This is a genomic window from Lysobacter capsici, assembly GCF_018732085.1.
In the GTDB taxonomy this organism is placed as follows: Bacteria; Pseudomonadota; Gammaproteobacteria; order Xanthomonadales; family Xanthomonadaceae; genus Lysobacter; species Lysobacter capsici_A.
In genome coordinates this window covers 708,353-734,466 of record NZ_CP076103.1, presented here as the reverse complement: position 1 = coordinate 734,466, position 26,114 = coordinate 708,353, and the positions used below count along the sequence as shown (strand labels likewise).

The window sequence follows — 26,114 nt, the reverse complement described above, 5'->3', positions numbered from 1 at the left end:
AAGAACTCCAGGGCTGGCCATGGTTCGCAGCCGACAATGACCGCCCATCACTTTCGATCCGGCATGGATCAATGTCCGACCATTCATTCCAGCCGAATCGCCTATGCCGCGCGGCGCACTGCAGGCGTTAGCCGCTGATGGGAGCAGTCATGCGACTGGCAGGCCGGATCACCGACTGGAACGACGACAAAGGCTTCGGCTTCGTCGTGCCCACCGGCGGCGGTGCTCGCGCGTTCGTCCATATCAACGAGTTTCAGCGCGGCTCGCGTCGACCGCTCGTGGGCGACCTGATTTCGTACTTTCCTGTCGTCGATGCGCGAGGACGGACCAACGCCCGGCAGATTCGTCACGCCGGTCAAAAAATGGAAGTCCCGCGGGCGCCCTCGCGGGTTCCAAGAGCGGCGCTGGGCCTGGCAATCCTGTCGGCCGGTGTCGCGGCCGCGGCGTTCGACCTTCTGCCGGCCGTGCTGGTGGGGATATACATCGCCATGAGTGTCGTGTCGTATCTGATGTACCGATCCGACAAGATCGCCGCGCAGACCGAAGCGCAGCGCGTGCCGGAAGCCAACCTGCATCTCGCGGACCTGCTCGGCGGATGGCCGGGAGCGCTGGTCGCCCAACAGCGGTTCCGCCACAAGACAGCGAAGCAATCGTTCCAGATGATTTTTTGGGCTACGGTCGCCCTCAACCTCGTCGTCGCTGCCTGGCTTCTCAGGTCCGGCATGTTCGCCGAGTGGGCCGGGCGGATCGGCGGCTAGCGATTCGCTCAGGCTCACGCCGCTGCCCGGCGCGGCCTGATCCAGACCTCATGCCTCGTTGGATACCTCCATGGCCGGATGGGGTGCGCGAGTGATGAGCACCCGATAGCGCGATACAGGTCCCAGATTCGCGCCTGCAAGCGCCCTGATACCGACGCGCAGGCACGGATATTGCGCTGCAGCGTGCATGGGCGGATTTGATCTGATTAGTCTAACGCCCGTTTCAATCCAGCTACTCAGACCGGGAATTGAAACGCCCGGTCGGCTGCCCGAGCTGAAACCTTCCGCGGATACCCGCCGTGAACAGTCACAGCCCTATCCCAGGCAACACCCGGGGGCGTCTGCTCGAAGCGGCGGAGCTGCTGTTCGTCAAGCACGGCTACGAAGGCATGTCGCTGCGCCAGATCACCAGCCACGCCAAGGTCAATCTGGCGGCGGTGAACTACCACTTCGGCAGCAAGGAAGCGCTGGTCCAGGAGCTGCTGTCGGCGCGGCTGGACCGCCTGAACCAGGAACGTCTGGCGCTGCTATCGCTGTGCGAGGCGCGCTACGGCGAACGCGCGATGGACGCCTCGGCGGTGTTCGGGGTGCTGTTCGTGCCGGCGGTCCGGATCAGCCGCGACCGCACCGGCGGCATGGGCTTCATGCGCCTGCTCGGTCGCGTCTACAGCGATCCGTCGCAGTTCATCCGTGATTATCTGCACGAGCACTACCAGCCGATCTACGAACGCTTCTTCGAAGCCTTCGCCCGCGCCCTGCCGCACCTGTCGCGCAACGAGTTGGGCATGCGCCTGCATTTCGCGCTCAAGGCGTTGTCCGGGGTGCTCGCCAGCGAGGACATGGACGAGCTGATCTCGGCCCTGTGCATGGGCGAACCGGTCAGCGACTCGCTGATGCTGGCGCGGCTGATCGCGTTCGTCTCGCCGATGCTGACCGTGCCGTTCGACAATCGCGAGCACATCCGCGGCGTCGAGCAGATCATGGAGATGGCCGCCGCCGCCGCGCAGGCCGCCGATTCCAGGATCCAGGCCGACGGCGAATCGTCCGGCTCGCGCAAGCCGCGCGGGATCCTGCCGTTGTGGGCCGAAAAAGTGGTGGGGACATGAAAGCGAACCAATACGGTGCGGCGTTGGGGAACGCCGGGCCCCGCGTCGCGACCGGCGAAGGCCGCTCGCGGGCGAAACCACGGCGCGGGCGCATGCAGCATCGGGCCGCGCCGTCGCAGCCGACGACATCGGCGGACGATAGCGTCCACTTGCCGACCTGAGCGTCGGCGCCATTCCATGCGGTATGGGGAACAGACAATGACCGATCCGGCGTCATGGCCGCACGAGTCCGCATCGCTAGCCGATTACGGAGAGGACTGCGTCAAGCAATGGAACAACGTGTCGCTGCGTTATCGGGTGCCGCTGCGAGGCTTTTTCTCCAAGCGGGTCAAGGACAGCGCCGAGGTCGAGGACCTGACCCAGGAAGTGTTCCTGCACCTGATCCGGCGCGCCCGCGGCGGGCCGATCGAGCATGTCGAGCAGTACGTGTTCCAGGTCGCCGCCAACACCCTGCGCGACTGGGGCCGGCGCCGCCGGGCCCGCAACCAGGAGGCCCACGAATCTTTCGACGCGGAAATCCATCAACCCGCTACGGATATTTCGCCCGAGCGCGTCTTACTGGGTAAGGAAGAAATAAAACGGGTCAGCGCCGTGCTGCGCGCGCTGCCCGAGCGGACCCGCGACGTGTTCGTGCTGCGGGTGCTGGAGAAGAAGAAATATGCGGAAATTGCGGTCATGATGGCGATATCGGTGCGGGCGGCCGAAAAGCACATGGCCAAGGCGCTGGCGCAATTGGGCGGCATCATGGGCAAGGCACAGGATCGGGACTGATCGGGGCGCGAACCGTCGCACACGGCAGGTGAATCCGTGCATCCGCACGGGGTTCGGTTGAGCGGTCCGTCACGGATCGGCATGCGGGTCGGGGCGGCGCTGGAAAACGCAATCCGATCTCGCGGAGAGGTAACGGCAGATGAAATGCAAAATCTCGCAGTTGGGTGACGAAGCGACGGACCTCGCGCCCGAAGGCGTGTACGAGGTGGCGGCGCGCTGGAGCGAGATCCTGCGCGACGACACCAGCGCGATGACCCGCGAGGCGTTCGAGGCCTGGCGCGCGCAGTCGCGCGAACACGCCGCCGCGTTCGATCGCGCCCAGGCCGCGCACGCGCTGGCCTCGCTGCTCGCGTTCACCCCGGAAATGCAGTCGCTGCGCCACGAGACGATGGCGCGCATGGTCGACAGCAACGTGCGCCGCTCGCGCCGCACCCGCGGCTGGTCGATCGCCGCCTCGCTGTTCGTCGCCGCCCTGCTCGGCGTGCTGGCGCTGAGTTCGCAGATGAACTGGAACCGCGCCGGCGACAGCCGCGAAGCTTCGGCCGGCAACGTCTACCAGACCGGTGTCGGCCAGCGCGCGGTGGTGACCTTGGACGACGGCTCGGTGATCACCCTCAATACCGACAGCCGGATCTCGGCGCATTACCGCGCCGGTCTGCGCGCGGTCACGCTCGAACGCGGGCAGGCGCTGTTCAAGGTGGCCAAGGACCACACTCGCCCGTTCGTGGTGACCGCGGCCGGACGCCAGGTGACCGCGCTGGGCACCGAGTTCGACGTGTACCTGTCCAAGCGCGCGTTCGAAGTGACGCTGCTGGAAGGACGGGTGACCGTCACCCGCGATCGCGCCGCCGCCTCGGCCAAGCCGAGCGCCGCCTCGCCGCTGGCCGAATTGCGCCCGGGCCAGCAGTTCATCGCGATCGCCAAGACCCAGCCGCAGGTGCGCGCGGCCGACGTCAAGCGCGTGGTCAGCTGGCGCCACGGCCAGATCGTGTTCGAGAACGAGCGGCTCGAGGACGCGATCGCCGAGATGAATCGCTATTCGAGCCGGCAAGTCGTGCTCAGCGACATGCACCTGGCCTCGCTGAAGATCAGCGGCGCGTTCAACACCGGCGATACCGGCACCTTCGTCGAAGCGCTGACCGCGTATTTCCCGATCGAGCGCAGCACCGCGCAAGACGACACCATCGTGCTCAAGCCGCGCCCCGTCAGCCGCGGCTGAGCCGCGCCCACGCTGCGCATGCTGCGGCGCAAGGCCGGATTCATCGGCTGCCGCGCGCGTGCGTGCAACTTCGAAGCAAGCACCGACACGCCGTCGCGCGCGAACGTACGCGCGTACCTGCGCGGCTGCGCGTACCTACCCAGCGCGCCTGAGCGCGCGCCCGCGCATGACGCGCCGGTCCGCGACGCGCTCGCGCATGCCCGCACCTGCATGCCTGCACCCGCATGAGCCGCTCATGCATGCCTGCTTGCAATGGCGCGCGAACACAATCGGTGTTGCAGCGCAAAAATGAACTCATGAGTTCAACAACAATGCAATTTCAAATCGTCGCATCGACAGGTTCGGGTTTTGCATTCGCCCGCGTCTGTACTAACTGAGGTCGCAATCAAAGACGGCCCGAAACCGGAGGGGAGAGCGAATGCAAGTGCAAGATCCGAAACGTCCGTGGAAGCAAGCGGCCAGGCCGTGCGTGCTGTTCCTCGCGCTGCTGCCCTGCCTGAGCGCTTACGCGGCCGAAGGCGCCGGCGGCACCGCCAGGTTCGACATCCCGCAGCAGAAGCTCGACACCGCGCTGTCCGAGTACGCGCGCCAAAGCGGCACCCAATTGCTCTACTCGCCCGAACTCGCCACCGGCAAGAAAACCGGACAAGCGGTCCGCGGCGAGAAGACCGCGCGCCAGGCGCTGGACGAATTGCTCGCCGGCACCGGCCTGAACTACGCCACCAGCGCCTCCGGCGCGATCCTGATCAGCGACGGCAGCAGCCGCGGTGGCGGCGCGAGCGGCAAGCCGCTCGACGGGGAGAAGCAGGGAAACGTCCAAGAGGTCGCCGAAACGCAGCCGACGGCGCCCTCCCAAGAAGCCCAGGCAGACCAATCGGCGGCCGAAACGACGACCGCAAGCCCGACTAAGCGCTCCAGCGCCACGACCCTCGACACCATCGTGGTGACCGCGCAGAAGAAGGTCGAAAACATCCAGAAGGTGCCGATCGCGATCACCGCCTTCGGCGGCAAGGACCTGGGCGATCGCAAGATCGAAACCGGCGGCGACCTGGTCACCGCGACCCCGAACGTCACCTTTTCCAAGACCAACTTCGCCAGCTACAACTTCCAGATCCGCGGCATCGGCACCCAGGCTTTGTCGGTCACCACCGACCCGGCCGTGGCGGTCAGCTTCAACAGCACGCCGATGATCCGCAACCGCCTGTTCGAACAGGAATACCTCGACGTGGAACGCGTCGAAGTGTTGCGCGGCCCGCAGGGCACGCTGTACGGCCGCAATGCGACCGCGGGCGTGGTCAACATGATTCCCAACCTCGCCAACCCCGAGGCGTTCGAGGCCGACGTCAAGGGCGAGTTGGGCAATTACAACACCCGCCGGGTCACCGGCATGGTCAACGTGCCGCTGAGCGATGCCTTCGCCTTCCGCGTCGCCTCGCAATACACCAAGCGCGACGGCTACGACGAAAACACCGTGACCAACCGCGACGTCAACGACCGCGACCTGCTCTCGGTGCGCACTTCGCTGGCGTTCAAGCCCAGCGACAAGTTCAACGCCAGCCTGGTGTGGGAACACTTCCAGGAAGACGACCGCCGCGCGCGCACCGGCAAGCAGCTGTGCCACAACGATCCGGGCCCGACTCAGGTCGGCGCGACCCCGGTCTCGGCGATCGACCGCAACTACATGAGCCAGGGCTGCTCGGACGGCTCGCTGTACGACAACGGCGCGTTCGGCGTTCCCAACGGCGCGAGCATTCCGTTCGTGCTCGGCGCGCAGACCACCGGCGTGGGCTACCTGCTCGATCCCGACGGCAATTTCCTCGACATCGCCACGCTGATCCCGCGCGGCCTGGACCCGTATGCCGGCGTGACCCAGTCGCACGACCTGCGCAAGATCGCGACCACCTACGATCCGAAGTTCAACGCCAAGAACGACATCTTCCAGTTCAATCTGGAGGCCGACCTCACCGATCACCTGCGCCTGGTCTCGCAGTCGACCTACACCCGCGACCAGTACTACTCGACCCAGGACTACGGCCGCTTCCAGTCGCAGCCGATCTTCGCCAACACTTCCACCGGGGTGTCGCGGTTCGGGCCCGACGGCGTGGAGCCGGCGTTCAACGCCCTGCCCAACGGCACCTACTGCGACCCGCAGTTGGGTTGCTCGGACCGGTTACTGATCGCCGACCTGGTCGATTCCGACAGCCGCCAGTGGTCGCAGGAGTTCCGCCTGCAGTCCTCGTTCGACGGCGCCTTCAACTTCAGCCTCGGCGCGAACTACCTCGAGTACAAGGTCGACGAAAGCTATTACGTCTTCAGCAACGCGTTCACCGCGCTGGCCGATCTGTTCTTCAACGGCAACGGCGCGGGCAACGCACCCGGCGCCTGCCCCGCCGGCAGCGCGACGCGGCTGGATCCGGTCTCGGGCGACATGATCCCCTGCGTCTACATCGATCCCAATCCGCTGGGCTCGATCAACGGCCAGGGCCACAACTACTTCCGCAGCCGCAACGTCGCCGAAACCCGTTCGGCCGCGATCTTCGGCGAGGGCTACTGGAAGCTCAGCGACACGGTGCGCCTGACCGCGGGCGTGCGTTTCACCAACGACCGCAAGATCACCACGCCGTATCCCAGCCAGACCCTGCTCGCCGATTCGACCGGCACCACCGGCGTTCCGCAGTTCTTCGGCGGCTATGTCGGCTACGGCTATCCGGCGCTGCCGAAGATCACCCAGACCTGGAACGAGCCCACCGGCCGCCTGGTGCTGGACTGGTCGCCGAACCTGTCGTTCACCGACAGCACCATGTTCTATGCCTCGTTGTCGCGCGGCTACAAGGCCGGCGGCACCAACTCGCCGGCGATCGGCGCCAACCCCGAAGCGCTGAGCTTTCAGCAGCGCAGCGCGGAGTTCAAGCCCGAGTTCGTCAACGCGATCGAAGTCGGCATGAAGAACGTGATGGCCGGCGGCAAGTTCATCCTCAACGGCACCTTGTTTTACAACGACTACAAGGACTACCAGGTCTCGCAGATCCAGGACCGCTCCACCTTCAACGAGAACTTCAACGCCAAGACCTGGGGCGCCGAACTCGAAGCGGTGTGGCGTCCGACCGATGCGTTCCAGCTCAGCGGCAACGTCGGCCTGTTGCGCACCCGGATCGGCTCGAACCAGTACTCGATCGACGTGATGGACCGCACCGCCGGCAACTCGGACTGGATGGTGATCAAGCCCTGGCTGCAACTGGCGTCCAACTGCATCGCGCCGAAGGAGTACGTCGAAGCGGTTCTGGCCGGAACCTATCCGCAGGATCCGCCGTTCAACAACGCCACCAGCATCCTCAACAGCTTCTGCTCGACCAACCTGCCGCTGGCCGGCGCCGGCTTCTCGCCCGGCGGTCCGTACGACGGCGCGTACGGCTTCACCTACGACCCGGCCACCGACGCGCCCAACGGCGGCGCGGGCTTCGCCAAGAACGTCGGCGGCAACGAACTGCCCAACGCACCGCACATCACCGTCAGCCTGAGCCCGCAGTACACCTTCATGACCGCGCACGGCGACTTCACCGCGCGCGCGGACCTGTACTACCAGGGTCCGAGCTGGGCGCGCATCTACCAGGACAAGATCGACCGCCTGCACGACTGGGGCAACGTCAACCTGTCGTTGACCTGGACCCGGATCGAAAGCGATCTGGCGGTGCAGCTGTACGTCAAGAACGCGCTGGGCGGCAAGGCGATCACCGGCACCTTCGTCAACAGCGACGACACCGGCCTGAGCAGCAACGTGTTCATCCAGGACCCGCGCATCATCGGCTTGTCGGTGCGCAAGGGCTTTTTCTGAGTTCGCATCGTCGCCCCGCCGCGTCATCGGCGGTGCGACGACTAGGTCGCCCGACGGCTACGGACCGCTCACCGTAGCCGTCGGGCAGCGCAGCCACGGCGCCCGCTTCATTCCGTGACAGCACGTGTGGACACGCCCGTGTCCCTAAACATCGACGCCTCACAGGAGAACAACGCAATGTCGAAATTCAAGACTTCACTGCTCACCCTCGCATCGGCGGTGGCCATTTTCGGCGCCACCTCGGCCAGCGCGGCTTCGTTCGAAGTATGGAACGGTTCGGCCTGGGTCAGCACCGGCACCACCAACTTCACCGGCCCGACCACCGCTTCGTACCTGGGCAATCCGGCGCCGTGCGACGCCAACTTCGCCGTCTCGATCACCGGCGGCGTCGCCACCGTGACCAGCGCCACCTTCACCGGCTCGTCGACCTGCACCGGCATCATCGCCTACACCCCGTGGCCGATGTCCGCGCCCACGCCCTACACCGGCGCCAATCCGCCGTTCACCGGCGCGCCGACGCTGACCCCGTCGCTGTACAACGTGTCGATCAGCGGCGTGCGCATCTATCTGCCGCCGGCGTTGAACGTGTACTGCCCGAGCTCCACCGGCACCGGCACCGTCACCGGCGTGCTCGATTCGGCCAACCGCTTCGTGTTCAAGTCGACCCTGGGCCCGTGCGCGGTGCAGACCCGCACCAACGCCGCGCCCAACGCGCTGGTGGCCAACCCCGCGGTGCGCGTGGTCCCGTAATCCCATCCGCGGTAACAGCGGATCGTTGCAGCGGCCACTGGCCGACGGTGCCACCGGCTTGCATGCGTGAAAGGTGGACATCGCCGAACCCCGCCAGAGCGGCCGTTGCCTGGAGCTAGCGCGAAAGGATTTCTCGCACAAAAGGACTTGATGCTGGGGAGGAACCTCCTCCTCCCCAGCTGTTCGCGATCCGCCCGGTTCGACCTCAGCCTGCCTCCCCGCGCGCCGTAGCAAGACCAAGTCTGCCGTCGATCCGGCAGCCTTCGCCCTGAGTCGTCAGACGCAGCGGCCCACCCCAATTTTGGAGAATTCACCATGCGCAAGACGTCGCTTCATTACGCCTTGGCCGCGGCAGTGCTGGTTGTTGCACAAGCGCCCACGGCAGTCGCCGGCACGCCTTCGGGCGCCTATGCCATATTCAAGTATTGCCCGTACACCAATCCCTCGGTCGGCAGTTGCGTGATCAACACCACCAACTCCGGCGTGCTCAAGATCGGCACCACCACCATGCCGATCGACAAGCCGATCGTGCTGCAGGGCGGTATCGAAACGATCGGCCCCTCGCCGCTGTACGCCGCGGTCGGCGGGCCGACCCTGTCGGCGCCCCCGGCCAAGGTGCCCGGCGGACTGCTCGGCATCGTGAACCCCGCGCCCAACTGGCCCGGCCCGCTGTGGACCGCGTTCTGGGGCTTCGTCGCCACCTTCAACGATGTCACCGCGACGCTCGAACCGGTGCAGGCGCTGCAGACCAACTTCGGCAACGCGCTGTATCCGCCGACCGACGGCAGCGACCCGACCGTGGCGCGCCTGGCCGTTCGCGTGCATCTGCAAAATCCCTTCCTCGGCAACAGCTGCTACATCGGCTCGCCGCAAAACCCGGTGGTGATCAAGCTGCAGACCGGCACCACCGCGCCGCCGCCGCCGAACCTGCCGATCTCGGGCAGCCCGGGCAACGTCAGCGTGGTATGGACGGACGAGCCGAACTTCATCGGCTACCTGCAGATCGACGACACCAGCCTGGTCGACAACTCCTTCGCCGTGCCGGCCGCCAGCGGTTGCGGCAATATTGCGCTGGGCCTGCCGATCATCACTCCGATCCTCGACGCCCTGGTCTCCGGCGCGGTCAACCTCAAGGTCGGCCTGCCGTCCGCCGCCGGCAAGAACACCGCGATCATGACCGGCAACGCGTCGATCGCCTCGTCGGCTTACGTACTGGACAGCGAAAACTGAGTGGAATGGTTGTCGATGCATCGAGTGGGTTTCATCTCGGATGCGCAGCGGTTCGCGAGAACCGCTGCGCAGTCGTAGCGCGATGCGCGGCCGGAACATAGCCGCCGCGATCATGCTGGCCGCGGTCGCCGCGGCCGCCGGCTATTTCGGCGGCCGCGTGCAAGGCGCGCCCGCGATGGACCCCGCGGCCGGCGGCGTGGACGCCGTCGCCGCGTCGTCCGAAGTGGCGAACCGCCTGGCCAAACCCGCGCCGACGACCGCCGCGAACTCCGGCGCCGCGCAGAAACTGCCGGCCCCGCGCACACCATTGAAATACGTGTTCGCCGACCTGCAGGCCCGCGCCAACGCCGGCGATGCGGCCGCGGCGACCCGGCTGTCCCGCGATCTCGACCTGTGCCGCCGCTACGAGCGCCTGGATCGCGACAACGCCAAACTCTCCGACGAACTGCTCGGCCAGGCCGTCGACACCATGACTGCGCAGCAGCTCAGAAACTACCGCGCCCAGCTCGACGCGGTCGAATCGCGCGGACACAACCTCGGCGGCCTGCGCGCGCTGTGCGACGGCGCCAGCGCCGACATGCTCGACAGCCTGGTGCCGAACCTGCAACGCGCCGCGCAACTGGGCGACGCCTACGCACGCGCGTGCTACCTCGACCGCGGCCCGAACTACGATCAGGCCAGCCTGCTCGATCATCCGCAGCGGCTGGGCGACTACCGGCGCAGCGCGCAGCAGATGATCGACACCGGCATCGAAAACGGCGACTGGCAAGTGGTCAATCTGCTGCGCGGCGCCTACGAGCCCGGCGCGGCCAATCTGCTGTCGGCGGTGGTGGGCAAGGAGGCGTACCAGCGCTATCGCTACCTCAAGCTGTTCCGCCTCGGCGCGGCGTCCGACCCCGCGGCGGCGGATCCGGCGCAACTCGACAAGGACCTGCGCGCGGCGTCGATGAAACTCAGCGCCGCCCAGATCACCCAGGCCGATGCCTGGGCCGAACAGACCTTCACCCGCAATTTCCAGGGCAAGCCGATCGGCGCGGACGGACCGCTGTGGGACCCTTGCGTGTTTCCCTACGAATGACCTCGCCCACGATCGACCGTGGGCCGACCCGCGCTGACCGGACCTTATGCAGATGAAGCGATCGATCTTGTTGGGCGCGGCCGTGATCGCCGCGGTGGCCGGCGCGTATTTCGTCGGACGCACGCAGGTAAGCCGGCCCCAGGCCACCGCGCCGATCGGCACCGACAGCGCCGACGTCGCCGCGCCCGGACCCACGCCCGATTTCAACGCCCCGCCCAAGGTCATCAAAGGCGGCGTATTGCCGACCGCCGGGACGCCGTTGAAGGACACCTTCGCCAAGCTGCAGGCCCGCGCGAATGCCGGCGACGTCGACGCGGCCGGACGCCTGCTGCGCGATCTCAATCAATGCACTCAGCTGCGCGCCACCCAATGGAAGAACGCGAACGCCACCGACACGCTCACCCGCAAGTCCACCGAGGGCATGAGCCCGGCGCAGCTGCGCACCTACCAGATGCTGCTCGATGCGGTGGAACTGCGTAGGCAGGCGGAAAGCAACAGCCTGCAACTGTGCGACGGCGTCAACGACGCGATGCTCGACAGCCTGGTGCCGAACATCGCCCAGGCCGCGCGCCTGGGCGACGAGCGCGCGCGCGCGTGCTACCTCGAACGCGGCCCGCTGTACGACGCGCGCAGCCTGCTCAAGCATCCCGATTCGATCCGCAACTACCGCGCCGCCGCGACCTCGATGATCGACGCCGGCCTGGCCAAGGGCGACTGGCGAGTCGTCGACCTGCTGCAGAAGGCCTACGAACCGGGCGCGCAAGGCCTGCTCGCCGGCGTGGTCGGCACCGATCCGGCGCAGCACTACCGCTACCTCAAGCTGTATCGGCTGGGCGCGGAACAACACCGCATCGCCCAGCTCGACCAGCAACTGGCCGCCATCGCGGCGAACCTGAGCCCGGCGCAACGCGCCGACGCCGACGACTGGGCGCAGACGAAGCTGCGCGACTTTCGCGGCCCTTCGACCAACACCACGCCACCGGGTTGGGACGCCTGCGAGTTTTGAGCGCCATGTCGGCGACGTTGCCCAGTCGATGACGCGGCTGCGGCGAACACCCGGATTCATCGATGTGATCGGCGGCCGATTTGCGACGCAATGTCGTCGCCCAACGCGCACTGCGTCCATCAAGCGAAAAAACCCGATGGCGTAGACGCCGATGCCTGTCTAGGGTGGGCGGACCGGACAGGCCGTCCGGCATCCCACCTGAAAAAGGAATTCGCCAATGAACAGATTATCGTGCGCAGCGGTGCTGATGGCGCTGTGCTTCTCGGGCGCGGCGCTCGCCGACGGAACGAACGATCGAGTCGCCGCATTTCCCGCATCGTACTGGCACTGCATCTATCAGTCCGATAACAGCGGGGTATACGAGTTCCTGTCGCGATCGCGCTGCGCCCCCACCGTGGATCACAGCGTGTACGGGTATCTGACCTTGATCGACGCTTACTACGGTCCGGTGCCGTAACCGACGTCCGATGACGCGATCCACGCCGGCAGAGCACTCGCCCTGCCGGCAGTCATTGGACCCAGCGGCCGAAACCCGCGTCGACCTCGGCACGCGCCGCATGCGTCGCCTCGCGTTCGGCGACTGAAATCCTCGCGCAACGGCTTTCGCCTGTTCAGCCAACCTGCGTCGCGTTCACCTACGACGCCAATCACAGTTTGTTTCGCTCGCGCAGCACGTGCTGCAACGCACAACCAAAATAACAGTTGACGCACATTGCGCTTCGCGCGCAGCGTAGCCGTGCGGTGCCACAACGCATCTTGCCGACACTCGCAAAGCTTGGCCGGATGCAGGCGCCGCACGCGTTGATACGCCACATTCGGAACGGTTCGACTCGCAGGCCGGAGAGGGCTTGTCCGAATTCGCGCTTCTAAATGAACCCCAAAAAGGAGATAGGGCAATGCAGAACAATGACGACGTCGTTTCCGGCTGGCTCAATGGTTCCGACAGCATCGACGGCCAGGACAACCCGGCCGGTTCGCTCTACATCGAAGGTCAGGCCGTAGCCGAAGCGGCGCTCGGCAGCACCGACATGCGCGCCACGCTCGGCGCGTGCGGCACCCTCGGCAAGACCACCTGCAGCTTCGGCGGCGGTTGCGCTTGCTGCTGAGTTGTCCGTAACCGCGCGCAGCCGGGCCTCGCGCACGGCTGCGCGTTCTTGTCGATGACACTGTGATCGAAGACGTGCCCGCAATGACGTCCCGCCGATGATCGCCCGCGCGACGCGGGCGGTTCCGTCCCACCGCAAGGATTCGCAGCTCCGATGAGCGAAACGGTTTCAACCGATGCGTTCGCCCGCATCATCGATCATTTCGCCGCGCCCGCGCGCGCCACCTTCACCGCACGCCTGGCGACGTTGTCGACGCAGCTGTCGCCCGCCGAGACCGCACTGATCCAGGCCGCCGCCGACGAGGCGCTGTACAACAACACCCGGCTCAAACTCAATCGCGTGCTGCTGCTGGAACTGCACGCGGCCCGACGCGCGGGCGAGCTCACCGCGCACGACGACGCCGGCCAGTTTGCCCAGTTCGTCGAGCACTGCCTGCTGCCTGCGTTCACCGACCACCTCGACCGCCGCTACCCGCCGCTGCGCGCGCGATTGCAGCGCGCGCTCGAGCAGCAACGCCAGGCGATCGAACGGCTGGTCGAGCGCTTCGTCGCCGACCGCGACCTGCTCGCGCCGCTGCTCGGCGGCCCGGCCGGAGAACTCACCGGATTCTCGCTCGGCCAGGGCGACCTGCACGACGGCGGCCAGACCGTCGCCAAGCTGTCGGTGCACGGCGGTGCGATCATGTATAAACCGCGCTCGTTGCGCGTGGACGCCGCGCTCGAACATTTCCTCGCGCAGGTGTTCGGCGACGAGCCCCATCGCGTCTACGTGCCCGCGGTGCTCGACCGCGACCGCTACGGCTGGGCCGCGTTCGCCAAGCATCGTTACTGCGACAACGACGAGGAGCTGCGCACGTTCTATCGCGGCCTGGGCCATTGGCTCGCGGTGCTGCGCCTGCTCGGCGGCACCGACATCCATCTGGAAAACCTGATCGCGGTCGGCCCGGTGCCGGTGGTGATCGACGTGGAAAGCCTGTTCGAGATCGTGCCGCCCGCGGCGCCCACGCCTTACGGCCAGGCCTTCGATTTCGCCCAGTCGCTGATCCGCAATTCGGTGCTGCGTACCGGCATCGTGCCGTTCCGCACCCGCGCGCTCGGCTTCGAAGGCGTCGACATGTCCGCCGCCGGCGCGCTGCCCGATCAACAGCCCAAAGTGCGCGCGCCGACCATCGTCGACGAAGGCACGACCCAGGCGCGATTGAAAGTCGTCGAGATCGATGTCGACGTCGCCCAGAACCACCCGAGCCCGCGTCCGGACGTGTCGCGTTACTGGGACGAAATCAGCGAGGGCTTCCTCGCCAGCACCGCGCGCCTGCGCCGGCTCGACCAGGCCGGCGAACTCGCGCCGCTGCTCGCCGGTTTCGAAGGCTGCAAGGTGCGCGACATCCGCCGCACCACCCGCGCCTACGTGGAAGTCGGGCGCATGCTGTGGCACCCAGCGTCGCTGCACAAGGAAGCCGAGGCGATCGAACGCGCGCGCGACCTGTTCGAACGCAACGCGATCATGGCGCCCAACGAACGTTCCAGCCAGATCGATATCCTCGCCGAGATCGACGCGCTGCGCTACGGCGACGTGCCGATCTTCGTCGAGCCGCTGAGCGCGGACCGCATCGACGGCGTGCTGGTCGACTGGCGCGGCATGCGCAGCGATCTGGAAGAACTGACGATCCGCAGCGCGCTGGTCGCCACCGACCTCAACCAGCGCATCCGCGATCGCGAAGAAGAACGCAGCGGCCATCGCTACGTCGCCCGTCATCCGCATCGCGATCAGCTCGAGACGCGCCGGCGCAAGGTCGCGGCCGAGGCGATCGCGCGCTTGCTGCGGCTGGCGGTGCGCGGCGACGACGGCTCCACCACCTGGATCACCCCGGAGATCACCCAGAGCGGCTGGCTGGTGCAGCCGGTGCGCGCCGACCTGTACTTCGGGCTCGGCGGCGTCGCGGTGGTGCTGGCCGGCTATCAGCACGAGGTCGAACACGGCCGCGCCGATCCGGTGGACGGGGTCGAGCAGGCGCTGGAGGGCGCGCTGCAAAGCCAGATCGCGATGGAAGCGATCGACGTGCCCGACAAAGTCGGCGGCTTCACCGGTTACGCCTCGCAGGTGTGGACCTGGCTGACCCTGCACGATCTGCTGCGGCGGCCGGAACTGCTGCCGCACGCGGTCGCGAGCGCGCAGGCGCTCGAACGGCGCGGCTTCGACGACGACGACCACTTCGACATCATCGACGGCGCCGCCGGCGCCATCGTGCCGCTGCTGGGACTGGCCGAGGCCACCGGCGACGCGCGTTGGACCGCGCTGGCCACGCGCGCGGCGCAGCGGCTGGAAGCCGGCGCGATCGTCGACGAACGCGGCGCACGCTGGCCGACCACCGGATCGCCGGAACCGTCGAACGGCTTTTCCCATGGCGCCACCGGCATCGCCTGGGCGCTGGCGCGACTGGTCCTGGCCGGCGCCGGCGATGCGCAGCAACGCGCGCGCTGGAGCGCGCTGTCCGATGCCGGCTTCGCCTTCCAGGAATCGTGCTACGACGAAACCCTGCGCAACTGGTTCGATTCGCGCGAGCTCGACGGCAGCGTCAACTTCCCGACCTGGTGCCACGGCAGCGTGGGCATCGGCCTGAGCGCCTGCGACCTGTACGCGCGCACCCGCAGCCCGCGCCATCTGTTGACGATGCGTCGCGCGGTCGTCGCCGTGCGCGATCAATGGGGCACCAGCCATACCCTGTGCCACGGCGATATGTCGCTGCGCGAATTGCTGGTCACCGCCGCCGCGCTCGATCCGCAGCAATGCGCGACCGATCCCGACGAAGCCACCGCGCAGATCGTCTCCTCGATCGAGGAACATCGCGGCATGGTCGGCGGCCTGACCCGCGCCGCGTTCACGCCCGGCCTGATGACCGGCCTGTCCGGCGCGATCCATGGCTTGAACCGCATGCACCCGCAATCGGGACTGGCCTCGCCGCTGCTGTTGGAGCGGCGGGTGTCGATGGCCTGAGCGGCGGCAAGGCGACGGCGACGATCCAGGCGGCCGGCGGACACGCCGGCCCCGGCCCGGCCTGTGTTCGTTGCAAAGAGCGTGCGCCATGCTAACGTGACTACATCTGTAGTCACGAGGAAGGCATGCATGCGCGATCGGGAACCACAGCCGGGCCCCCGCCTCGACCGCCGACGGGTCTGCGTGGGACTGGCGCTGCTGCCCCTGGCCGCGGCGACCCGGCATGCGTTCGCTGCCGCCGCGCCGACGCCCGTCGCCGACTGGGGCATCGACCTGGGCCATATCAGCCACACGCTGCGACCCGGCGACGATTTCTTCCAGTACGTCAACCAAGGCTGGATCGACACCGCCGAGCGGCCCGCGGGCTATGCACAGTACGGCGAATTGAACGCGATGTTCCTGCGCACCGAGGCGCGCATCAAGACCATCATCGAGTCCGCCGCCGCGCAACCCGCGCGCGGCGACAAGCTCGCCGACCTGTACACCAGCTACGCGGACGTCGCGGCGATCGACCGCGCCGGCCTCGCGCCGATCCGCGCCGACCTGGATGCGATCCTCGCCATCGCCGACCACGCCCAGGTCGCGCAACGCATGGCCCACCCGCTATCGCACACCATCGTGGGCTGCTACGTGTTCCTGGATGCCGGCAATACCCGCCGCAGCCTGCTGCACCTGGACCAGCAGACCGCGAACGGCCGCATCGTCGGTCTGCCGAACCCGGGCCACTACGATACGGGCAACGACCAGTACGCCGGTCAGCGCGCGGCCTACCTCGATTACATCGCGCAGACCTTCGCCCGCGTCGGCATCGCCGACGGACCGGCGCGCGCCGCGGCGATCCTGGCCTTGGAAGCCAGGCTCGCCAAGGTCCAATGGAATGCGCAGCAACTGCGCGACCGCAAATTGAACTACCACCCGATGCCGTTCGACGAGTTGTCGAAGTACGCGCCGGGTTTCCCCTGGCAGGCGTTCATCGCCGCCAGCGGCTATCCGTCGGTTGACACCGTGGTGCTCAACACCGACACCGCCATCCGCGACAGCGCGGCGATCTTCGCCGCAACCCCCGTGGACACCTGGCGCTCGTACCTGGCCTTCCATTGGGTCCACAACCACGCGCACCTGCTCCCGACCGCGTTCCAGGACGCGAGCTTCCAGTTCTACGGCACCACCTTGGCCGGGCAGAAGACCCGCCGCTCGCGCGCCGAACGCGGCACCCAGTTCGTCAGCCAGAACCTGCCGGAACTGGTCGGCGCGCGCTACGTCGAACAGTTCTTCAAGCCGGCCGACCGCGCCGCGGTCGAAGCGATGGCGCCCTTCATGAAGCAGGCGTTCCGCGCGCGCATCGCCAAGGCGGACTGGCTGGACCCGGCGACGCGCGCGAGCGCGCTGGCGAAGATCGACCGGATGAGTCTGCGCCTGGGCTATCCCGACGACCTGCGCGACTACGCCGAGGTCGAGATCCTGCCGGGCGATCCGATCGGCAACATCCATCGCCTCAAGGCCGCGCAGATCGAACTCGATGCGCTGTACCTGCGCGACCCCAAGCGACCGTATCGCTGGCATCTGCCGCCGCAGTCGGTCGACGGCAGCTTTAGTCCGCAACTCAACGCGGTGACGTTTCCGGCCGGACTGCTGCAAGCGCCGGCCTTCAGCGCCAGCGCCGACAGCGCGGTGAACTTCGGCGCGATCGGCGCGGTGCTCGGTCACGAGATGGCGCACGGCTTCGACGATCAGGGCTCGCGCTTCGACGACGAAGGCAATCTGCGCGACTGGTGGTCGCCGCCCGCGCGCGCTGCGTTCGAGGCGAAGACCGACGTGCTGGTGACGCAGTACTCCGCGTATGCGCCGCTGCCCGGCGCGCATCTGGACGGCCGCCGCAGCCTCGGCGAGAACCTCGCCGACCTGGTCGGCGTCACCGTGGCGCTGGACGCGTATCGCCTGTATGCGGCGGCGCGCGGCATCGACACACGCGCCGTGCGCGACGGGTTCAATGGCGAACAGCGCTTCTTCCTGGGCTGGGCGCAGTTGTGGCGCTCGCTCGACACGGACGATTCGCTGCGGGCCGACATCGAACGCGGTTATCACTCGCCCTCGCGCTATCGGGTCAATGGCGTGGTGCGCAATCTGCAGGCCTGGTACGACGCGTTCGAGGTGAAGGCCGACGCGAAACTGTTCGTCGCGCCCGAACGCCGCGCCTCGGTGTGGTGACGCTCGCCGGGCGGCGACGGCTCATCCGGCCGTGATGGGCCGGCCTAGCCCTTGTCGCGATCGTCCTTGCCGTCATCGCGCGCGGACGGCGCGGCGTTGACCGCATCGTCCACGCTCCAGTAATCCAGCGCCGAGGCCGCTTCGCCGGACAGCTTCGCGCGCAGCAACACGCTGCGCACGCCGTCCTTCAACCGCGCCAGGGTCAGTGCGACGCCGCGCGCCTTGAGCCACGCATCGAAATCGCTGAGTGCCTCCAGCGAGGTGCTGTCGAGGTCCGGCGACAGCTCCAGGCTCAACACCAGCCGATGCGCGTCCGGGTGCCGTTCCACCTGTTGCCGCGCCAGCGCCAGGATCGGTTCGGCGTTGGCGAAGAACAGCGGCTGTTCGGGACGCAGCACCAGCACGCCGGGCGCTGGCAACGCCTGCGGATGCAGGGCGATATCGACGAAATCGTGGCCGCCGGCGAGTTTTCCGAGCACGCTCAGGCGCGGCCGCGCGAGCTTGCGCAACAGCATCAGCACACTGATCGCGATGGCCGCCAGCAAGCCGTTGAGAATGCCCAGCGCCAGCACCGCCGCCACCGCGGCGAACGCGATCAGGCGATCGCGATGCCAGCGCAGGTACGGCGCGAATACCGCCGGACGCAACGACTTTCCGACCGCATGGATCACGATCGCCGCCAGCACCGGCTGCGGAATGCGCTCGATCCACGGCAACGCGAACGCCACCATCAGCAACACCACGAGCGCCGCGACCAGGCCGGCCAGACGCGAACGCGCGCCCGCCGCTTCGTTGGCCGAGGTCGCCGAGTAGCCGGCGCCGACCGGCAGGCCGTGCAACACACCCGACACCACGTTCGCCACACCGAGCGCGAACAGGTCGCGGTTGGCCTGCACGCCGTCGCCGTGCTTGAGCGCGAAGGCGCGGATCGCGCCGTAGGACTCGGCGTAGAGGATCAGGGTCAAGGCGATCGCCAGTTCGAGGCTGGGCAACCATTGCTCGCGCGTCGGCCAGCCCGGCAGCGCCCATTGCGGGGCCATCGCGATCGTGCCGGTCACGGCCACGCCCTGCCCCGCCAGCCACGCGGACGCGGCGATGCCGAGCACGATGACGATCAGGCTGCCGGGAATGCGCGGCCTGCGCTCGCCGACGAACAACAGCAGCAGCGCGGCCGCGCCGGTCAACAGGCTGGCCGGCTGCCATTCGCCGATGCGCCGCAGCACTTCCAGCAACAACGGCAGGACGTCGCCGTGTTGCGCGTGCAGCCCCAGCAGGGTCGGCAACTGCTTCACCACGATCACGCAGGCCAGGCCGAAGGTGAAGCCGCGCAGCACCGGCCGCGCGATCATCTGCGACAGGCCGCCGAGCCGCGCCGCGCTGGCGAGCAGAAAACACGCGCCGGTCGCCAGGGTGAGGAACACCGCGATCGCCGCGCGCGCGGCCGCGTCGCTACCGGCGGTGGCGAGGGTCGCCGCGGCCAGCACCGCCGCGGACGACGAGGTCGCCGACACGATCGCGAATCGGCTGCGTCCGATCAGGCCGTAGCAGACCAATCCTGCGAACAAGGCGAACACGCCGGTCTGCGCGGGCAGGCCGGCGATGCTGGAGTACGCCACCGCCTCGGGCAACAACAGCCCCGCGATCGCCAGGCCGGCCAGCAGATCGGTCCAGCGCGAGCCTGCGCTTGCGGGAACGGCGAGCGCGCTCATTCGATCAGGCCGCTCCAGCCGGGCAGGTAGCCGGCGTCGTGTCCGTGCGCGAGCAGCAAGGCGCGCTGCAACAGCTTGTCGCCGCCCTTGGCGACCGCGGCCGGCTTGAGCCGCGCGCGGAAGAAATCGGCCCACAGGAATTCCGCGTACGGCGTCGCGTCCTTCGCGCAGCCGCCGGCCTCGCGCACGCGCGCGGCGAGGGTGCGGTACGGATCGTCGCGCAACTCGCTCAGGCGCGACGGGATCGCGGCGTAATCGGTGCGCTGTCCGCGATCGTCGTAAGGGTGCGCCCAGCGGTTGAATTCCATGGTCCGCCAGAACGTGTCCGGCGCGAGCCAGGAGAAATCGCGCTGCACGATCACCGGCACCCGCTCGACGCCCTCCAGCAGCATCGCCAGGCCGAAATGATGGTGATCGACGATATACACCGCGCCCTGCGGCCCCAGCACGCCGGGAAACCAGTGCGACGCGATCAGGGCCTTGCGTTTCTTGGCGCCGAGCGCATGCCATTGCGCGCGCTTGGCGGCGACCTCGGCACGGCCGACGGTGAGCTGGGTCGGATGCAGGCGCTCGGGCGCGACCGACAGGATGGGGTGACGCGGACCGTGCTGGGACATGAGCGGACTCCGGGGCGGCGCAAGGGCATCGTCGGATCGGGCAGGCGCGAATCCCCGCCAGCGTAGCCCGGACGCGGGCCGGGAACCATGCATTCGGGCGCCGGGCGCAACGAGGCCGGACGCATCCGTCCGGACGCACTATTGGAGCATCGGCGGGTGAACCCGCGGATGCGGACCGCGGCCGTGCGCTTACCCGCGACACACGCGTGATTTATTCTTGTCGGCCGCCCTCAAGGAAACACTCACCGTGGATTTGGAAACGATCGGAACGGTCCAGGAGACCGACAGCGTGCAGGACGTCAATCGGTTGCTGGACGAAGGCTGGGTGCTCATCGCCATCGCCACCGGCAAGCACACCGAAGGCGAACCGTGGATTCGCTACTCGCTGGGCCAGCAGTACGAGGATGAGGACGAAGAAGACGAGGATGAAGAAGAGGAAGAGGAAGGCGAGGACGAGTGACCCTGCATGGGCAGCCAGGGCGCGCGCGATTGCCTCGCGCGGGCCGTGAGGCACAGCCCTGTCGATAGTCAGCGCTCGAAGCGCATGGACGGCGTGGTTTGAAACGCCCGACCATCCGTGAAGCGCAAGCCGCCGCCGGGGCCAGACCCCGGCGCGCGGTCTGCATCACCACGCGGACCGATCGTGTTTTCGGCCAATGGGCGGTTGATCGCAGATCGCATCATTCCATCGGATCTCCTCGCGCGGGAGCGCCGTCGATCGAGCCGATTCGTCCGCACCGCGACACCGGCCGACAGGCGGACGCGGCCACCGAGCAACCCGCTCAGGCACCCGGCCAATACGGCGCGCGCAGTTCGCGCTTGAGCAGCTTGCCGGTGGGATTGCGCGGCAATTGCTCGCGCAACTCGACCGCGACCACGCGCTGCTGTTTGCCCACGCGCTGGTTGAGCCAGGCCTTGATCTGCTCGGCCTCGCCGGAACCTCGCTCGTCGAGGCCGCGCTGCTTGAGCACGACCAGCGCCAGCGGCGATTCGCCCCAGGTCGGGCTCGGGATACCGATCACCGCGCATTCGCCGACATGCTCGTGCTCCATCAGCACCGCCTCGATGTCGGCCGGATAAATGTTCTGTCCGCCGGAAATGATCAGGTCCTTCTTGCGATCGAGGATGTATAGATAGCCCTCGTCGTCGAGGCGGCCGATATCGCCCGTGCGCAGCCACGGCCGCCCATCGGCATCGATCCAGATCGCCTCGGCGGTCGCCGCGGGCCGGCGCCAGTACGCATGCATCGCGAACCGGCTGCGGCCGACGATCTCGCCCGCCTGCCCGGCCGCGACCGGACGATCGTCCGCATCGAGAATCGCCAGCTCCACACCCGCCAGCGGCTTGCCGACCGAGGCCAGGCGGCCTTGCGCGTCCTGCGGCGCCAACGCGGTGAGCACCCCTTCGGTGGTGCCGTACACCTCGACCACATCGCAGCGGCAGGTGTCGATCAAGCGCGCCTTGGTCGCCGGCGGCAAGGACGACCCCACGCTCATCACCATTTGCAGCGAGGACCGGTCGGTCGTCGCGAACGCGGGATAATCGAGCAGCCGCTGGTACTGCACCGGCACCATCGCCGTATGCGTGATCCGCTCGCGCGCGATCGTCGCCAGGGTGTCGGCCACATCGAAGCCCCGGCGCAGCACCACGGTGCCGCCGCTGAGCCAGGTGCCCAGCAAGGCCGCCCAGCTGATGTTCGAATACAACCCGGTCACGATCAGGCTGCGCGCGCCCGAATGCTGACGCAGGGCCAGGGCGATGTCGTAGGCCCATAGCAGCCGCGCCTGATGGGTATGCACGATGCCCTTCGGCTCGCCGGTGGTGCCCGAGGAATAGATGATGTTGCACAGGTCCGCGCCGGCGATCGGTACCTTGGGCGGCTCGACACCGGCGTTGCCGAGCCAGTCCGCGTACGCCTGCCATCCGGCCGCATCCGGGTGGTGCTCGCCCGGGCCGATCGCGCGCGAACCCAACTGGTGCGAGCTGGCGACCGCGCCGACTTCGATCCGCGCAACGCCGGCCCTCGCTTGCACCCGCGCGGCGTGATCGGCGGTCGCGAACACCATCGCCGCGCCCGCATCGGCGATCATCGCCGCCGCGCTGGCATCGCTGACCGCGGTGTTGAGCGGCACCGCGACGCAGCCGGCCTTCATGATCCCGACGATGAGTTCGGCCATCTCGATGCAGTTCGACATCAGCATCGCGATGCGATCGTCGTGGCGCGCACCGGCGGCGATCAGCGCATTGGCGATGCGGTTGGTCTGCGCGTCGAGCGTGCGCCAGTCCACGCTGCGGTCGGGCGCGACGATCACCGGCCGCGTACCGAGCCAGCGGCCATGGGTCGCGAAAATGTCGGGCAGCAAGGGGGCCGGTATGTTGAGCATGGCGCTGGAATCTCCGAACTGCGATCAATCCACCTCGCGCAACAGCCCCATGATCCCGGCCACCGCATCGGGCTCCGACAACGACGGCGCATGCCCGACCTGCGCCACTTCGACCAGACGGGCCAACGGCGACACCGCCGCCATGCGCCGCGCGGTGCGCGCTTCGAGCACGTCCGACAATTCACCGCGCAGGATCAAGGTCGGCCGTTGCGTGGCGAGCTTGCGGTACAGGCGCCACAGCAGCGGCCGCAGCAGCCACAGCTTGATCGGGCCGAGGGTGCGGATGATGCGCGGGTCGTAGTCGAGCACCAGCAATCCATCCTCGCGCACGCGGAACATCCGCTCGATCATGCCCATCCAGTCGGCCCGCGTATAACGCGGATAGGCCGCGCTGCCGACCCGCTCGATATAGGTCGCGGCGTCCTCGCGCGTCATCGGCGGCACCGGAACGCCGGCGTAGCGCGCGATCCGGTCCAGCGCGGCCTTCGGCGCCTCCGGTCCGGCATCGTTGAGCACCGCCGCGACCACCGCGTCCGCGCGCTTGGCCGCGATCGTCAACGTCACCCACACGCCGAGCGAGGTGCCCATGAACACCGCGCGCGAGATCGATTGCGAGCGCATCAGTTCGAGAATATCGAGTGCGTAGGTATCGACGCTGTAAGTCGCCGGATCGGTGGCGTAATGCGACTGCCCGCGTCCACGCAGATCCACCGCGAGCACCCGCCGCCCGCTGGCTGCCACCATCGCCGCGATCTCGTCGAAATCGGCCGAATTGCGGGTCAATCCCGGAATGCAGATCACCGGACAGCGCGCCGACGCCTCGGCGCCGGGCACGCCCGGGTAATCGCGCGCGTACAACTGCAATCCGTCCGGGCTGCGCCAGCGCAGCGTGCTGAATCGTTCGGCCGACATGGTGGGTGTTATATCCCTTGCGTGCGATGGGTTCGCAACGGGCGAGTGCTCAGAATTCATAGCGCGCCGACAAGCTCACCGTGCGCGGCGCGCCGTAGAAACCGGTCACGATGTCCAACGCGGCGACGTTGTAACCGGTGGTGCGATACGACTTGTCGGCCAGGTTGCTGCCTTGCAGGCTCAGCGTCCACGGCTCGTTGACCTGCCAGATCAGCCCGGCGTTCCACAGGCCGTAGGCGCGCTGCGCGATCAACGGCGACAACGTGGTCTCCGGATACACCTTGGTCTGGTAGCTGTAGTTGATCCGCCCGCCCAGGCTGCCGCCGCGCGCCAGTGGGTAATGCCCGTACAGGCTGAGTCCGCCCGACCAGCGCGGCGCGTTGGTGAAACGCTGACTGTCGGCGATATCCACGCCGCCGCTCAGGTATTCGCTGTACCTGGTCCGCAGATAGGCGAAGTTGCCGCTGAGCGTCCAATGCTCCGACGGTTTCCAGGCGAACTCCTGCTCCAGACCCTGGATATACCCCTTGCCGGCATTGGTGTAGTCGCCGAAGAAACCGGTGCTGCCGCCGGGCAAGGTGTAGGACGTGAACACCGACAACTGGATGTTGGAATAGTCGTTGTGGAACACCGAGGTGTTGATCATCAGGCGATCGTCGAAGAAGCTCATCTTGCTGCCCAGTTCATAGGACTGGACCTTCTCGTCGTCGATCGGCCGGCACGAACTCGGGATCACCGCGCAGTTGGCGCGGATGTTGTAGCCGCCTGAGTGAAAGCCGGTGTTGTAGCTGGCGTACAGATTGATGCGATCGTTCGCGCGCCACGACAGCGACACCTTCGGCGACACGTTGCGCGAGGAATTGGAACCGGTGAAGTTGGCCAGCTCCGCGATCGGCCGCTGGAACGCCGGATCGGCGTAGGCGTAGTTGAGGATCAGCGCGCGCTTGGTTTCGTCGGTGAAGCGCAGGCCGACGTCCAGGCTCCAGTCCGGGTCGATGTCCCAGCTGAAATCGGCGTAGGCCGCGACGCTGCGGGTGTCGACCTGGCCGCTGCTGACCGCGAACTGCGACAGGCCCAGCGTGGTGTACGGCGGCGACCCGAGAAACGTGCTGCGGTTGATGCCGCCGGCGGCGCCGTTGAAATAGAACAGCCCGAACACGCCATGCACGCTGCCACCGGAATCGAAATTCGCCTGCAGCTCCTGGCTGAACTGATGATCGCTGTAGCTGCCGCCGGCGTCGCCGATCTTCTGCGGCAGGGTGTCGAAATCGATGTTCGAGCGGGTTTCCGAACTGCGGTAGGCGGTGACCGACTTGAAGCTCCAATCGGCATTGGCGATCCATTTGGCGGTGAGCGCGACGCCTTCGAGTTCGCTGTGATTGACCTGCGGCATGCCGCTGCGGGTGTCGTAATCGCTGTCGAGCGGACGGTACGACGGATAGAAGCGGTTCGCCTTGAGCATCCTGGCGCCGCGCGGGTTCGAATTGTCGTGCATGCCGTCGAGCGCCAGCTCGATGCTGAACTCGTCGGAGGGAAAGAAGCCCAGGGTCGCGCGCGCGGCATTGGTGTTCTTGTTGCCGTTGCGGCTGTCGTAGGTGAGGTTTTCGCCGTAGCCGTCGTTGTGCATGCTCGCCGCCGCGACCCGCGCGCGCCACACGCCGTCGTCGCTGGCGCCGCCGAGGCTCGCCTTGACGCCCTGCTCGCCGTGGGTGCCGATGCTGGCCTCGACCGAACCGCGGGTGGTTTTCGGCAAGGGGTTGGACACGTACTTGATCGCGCCGCCGATGGTGTTCTTGCCGTACAGGCTGCCCTGCGGGCCGCGCAGCACTTCGATCCGGCTGACATCGAACACGTCGAGCAACGCGCCCTGCGGGCGGGCCAGGTAGACATCGTCGAGGTAGACGCCGACCGCGGGATCGAAGCCCCAGGTCGGATCGGCCTGGCCGATGCCGCGGATGTAGGCGGTCAAGGTCGTGTTGGAGCCGCGCGCGGCATACACCTGCAACGACGGCACCTTGCCCTGCAGGTCGCCGAGGTTGCGCACGTTCTGTTCGAACAAGGCCGAAGCGGTGAACGCGCTGACCGCGATCGGTACGTCCTGCAGGGTTTCCTCGCGTTTGCGCGCAGTCACGGTGACCGATTCCAGTTGGGTCGGTTTCTTTGCCGAGGCTTCGGCGCTTTGCGCTTGCTCGGGCGCGGCGGCGTCCTGCGCCTGTGCCTGCGGCAGAGGCGTCAGCATCGCCAGACCGATCGCCGCGCTCAAAATCCCTTGTTTCATTTCGTTCGATCCCCTCGCCCATGACCGCGCAAGGCGCGGCCGTCATCGGATGCATGCCGCGCCGCGTGCGGCCCGAGCCTCGGACCGCGCCCCCCATCGGCGCCGTGTGTCGCAAGCAACATAGCGGCCATGCCCCGGGCGGGTTCTACGTTTGCA

General features: G+C 67.5%; 19 protein-coding genes. 14 read left to right on the top strand and 5 right to left on the bottom strand.

Annotated elements, in window-relative coordinates:
• Positions 1 to 149 precede the first annotated feature (149 nt).
• From KME82_RS02985 to KME82_RS02925, 13 genes are all read left to right on the top strand, one after another.
• Positions 150 to 758: a DUF1294 domain-containing protein gene (locus KME82_RS02985; protein WP_215497213.1), complete on the top strand. Its 609-nt coding sequence runs from the start codon at positions 150 to 152 to the stop codon at positions 756 to 758.
• A 299-nt stretch (positions 759 to 1,057) separates the two neighbouring features.
• On the top strand, positions 1,058 to 1,864 hold the full coding sequence (locus KME82_RS02980; RefSeq protein WP_252255603.1) for a TetR/AcrR family transcriptional regulator: 807 nt from the start codon (positions 1,058 to 1,060) through the stop codon (positions 1,862 to 1,864).
• A gap of 198 nt (positions 1,865 to 2,062) precedes the next feature.
• Entirely contained in the window at positions 2,063 to 2,635 is a 573-nt protein-coding gene (locus KME82_RS02975; RefSeq protein WP_215497212.1) for an RNA polymerase sigma factor, read from the top strand.
• A 139-nt stretch (positions 2,636 to 2,774) separates the two neighbouring features.
• Positions 2,775 to 3,854, top strand: a complete 1,080-nt coding sequence (locus KME82_RS02970) for a FecR family protein (RefSeq protein WP_215497211.1) — start codon at positions 2,775 to 2,777, stop codon at positions 3,852 to 3,854.
• 418 nt (positions 3,855 to 4,272) lie between these two features.
• Entirely contained in the window at positions 4,273 to 7,686 is a 3,414-nt protein-coding gene (locus KME82_RS02965) for a TonB-dependent receptor domain-containing protein (RefSeq protein WP_215497210.1), read from the top strand.
• Between the two features lie 177 nt (positions 7,687 to 7,863).
• Positions 7,864 to 8,436, top strand: a complete 573-nt coding sequence (locus KME82_RS02960) for a hypothetical protein (protein WP_215497209.1) — start codon at positions 7,864 to 7,866, stop codon at positions 8,434 to 8,436.
• A 315-nt stretch (positions 8,437 to 8,751) separates the two neighbouring features.
• Positions 8,752 to 9,666, top strand: coding sequence for a hypothetical protein (locus tag KME82_RS02955; protein WP_215497208.1), 915 nt, complete (start codon positions 8,752 to 8,754; stop codon positions 9,664 to 9,666).
• Positions 9,667 to 9,748: 82 nt separating this feature from the next.
• On the top strand, positions 9,749 to 10,744 hold the full coding sequence (locus KME82_RS02950; RefSeq protein ID WP_215497207.1) for a hypothetical protein: 996 nt from the start codon (positions 9,749 to 9,751) through the stop codon (positions 10,742 to 10,744).
• A 52-nt stretch (positions 10,745 to 10,796) separates the two neighbouring features.
• Positions 10,797 to 11,750: a hypothetical protein gene (locus KME82_RS02945; protein ID WP_215497206.1), complete on the top strand. Its 954-nt coding sequence runs from the start codon at positions 10,797 to 10,799 to the stop codon at positions 11,748 to 11,750.
• Between the two features lie 217 nt (positions 11,751 to 11,967).
• Complete coding sequence (locus KME82_RS02940) at positions 11,968 to 12,207, top strand: hypothetical protein (protein ID WP_215497205.1); 240 nt, start codon at positions 11,968 to 11,970, stop codon at positions 12,205 to 12,207.
• Between the two features lie 439 nt (positions 12,208 to 12,646).
• Entirely contained in the window at positions 12,647 to 12,856 is a 210-nt protein-coding gene (locus tag KME82_RS02935; RefSeq protein ID WP_215497204.1) for a DUF6229 family protein, read from the top strand.
• Between the two features lie 153 nt (positions 12,857 to 13,009).
• On the top strand, positions 13,010 to 15,850 hold the full coding sequence (locus KME82_RS02930) for a type 2 lanthipeptide synthetase LanM family protein (RefSeq protein ID WP_215497203.1): 2,841 nt from the start codon (positions 13,010 to 13,012) through the stop codon (positions 15,848 to 15,850).
• Between the two features lie 183 nt (positions 15,851 to 16,033).
• The gene (locus KME82_RS02925) at positions 16,034 to 18,058 is read left to right on the top strand and encodes a M13 family metallopeptidase (protein WP_215497202.1); all 2,025 of its coding nucleotides are present in this window, start codon (positions 16,034 to 16,036) and stop codon (positions 18,056 to 18,058) included.
• Positions 18,059 to 18,102: 44 nt separating this feature from the next.
• On the opposite strand, the gene KME82_RS02920 is transcribed toward KME82_RS02925, so the two are convergent.
• Positions 18,103 to 19,767, bottom strand: a complete 1,665-nt coding sequence (locus tag KME82_RS02920; RefSeq protein WP_215497201.1) for a SulP family inorganic anion transporter — start codon at positions 19,765 to 19,767, stop codon at positions 18,103 to 18,105.
• Entirely contained in the window at positions 19,764 to 20,384 is a 621-nt protein-coding gene (locus KME82_RS02915) for a ParB-like protein (protein ID WP_215497200.1), read from the bottom strand. The genes KME82_RS02920 and KME82_RS02915 overlap by 4 nt, the downstream gene beginning before the upstream one ends.
• Before the next feature lie 247 nt (positions 20,385 to 20,631).
• Between KME82_RS02915 and KME82_RS02910 the strand changes: the two genes are divergently transcribed.
• Positions 20,632 to 20,844 carry a hypothetical protein gene (locus KME82_RS02910; RefSeq protein WP_056115669.1) on the top strand — a complete coding sequence of 71 codons (213 nt, stop codon included), beginning with the start codon at positions 20,632 to 20,634 and terminating at the stop codon, positions 20,842 to 20,844.
• Between the two features lie 322 nt (positions 20,845 to 21,166).
• On the opposite strand, the gene KME82_RS02905 is transcribed toward KME82_RS02910, so the two are convergent.
• From KME82_RS02905 to KME82_RS02895, 3 genes are read right to left on the bottom strand one after another with little or no spacing between them, the layout of a single operon-like run.
• Complete coding sequence (locus KME82_RS02905) at positions 21,167 to 22,768, bottom strand: class I adenylate-forming enzyme family protein (RefSeq protein ID WP_215497199.1); 1,602 nt, start codon at positions 22,766 to 22,768, stop codon at positions 21,167 to 21,169.
• Positions 22,769 to 22,792: 24 nt separating this feature from the next.
• The gene (locus KME82_RS02900) at positions 22,793 to 23,680 is read right to left on the bottom strand and encodes an alpha/beta fold hydrolase (RefSeq protein ID WP_215497198.1); all 888 of its coding nucleotides are present in this window, start codon (positions 23,678 to 23,680) and stop codon (positions 22,793 to 22,795) included.
• A 49-nt stretch (positions 23,681 to 23,729) separates the two neighbouring features.
• On the bottom strand, positions 23,730 to 25,958 hold the full coding sequence (locus KME82_RS02895) for a TonB-dependent receptor (RefSeq protein ID WP_215497197.1): 2,229 nt from the start codon (positions 25,956 to 25,958) through the stop codon (positions 23,730 to 23,732).
• Positions 25,959 to 26,114: the final 156 nt, after the last annotated feature.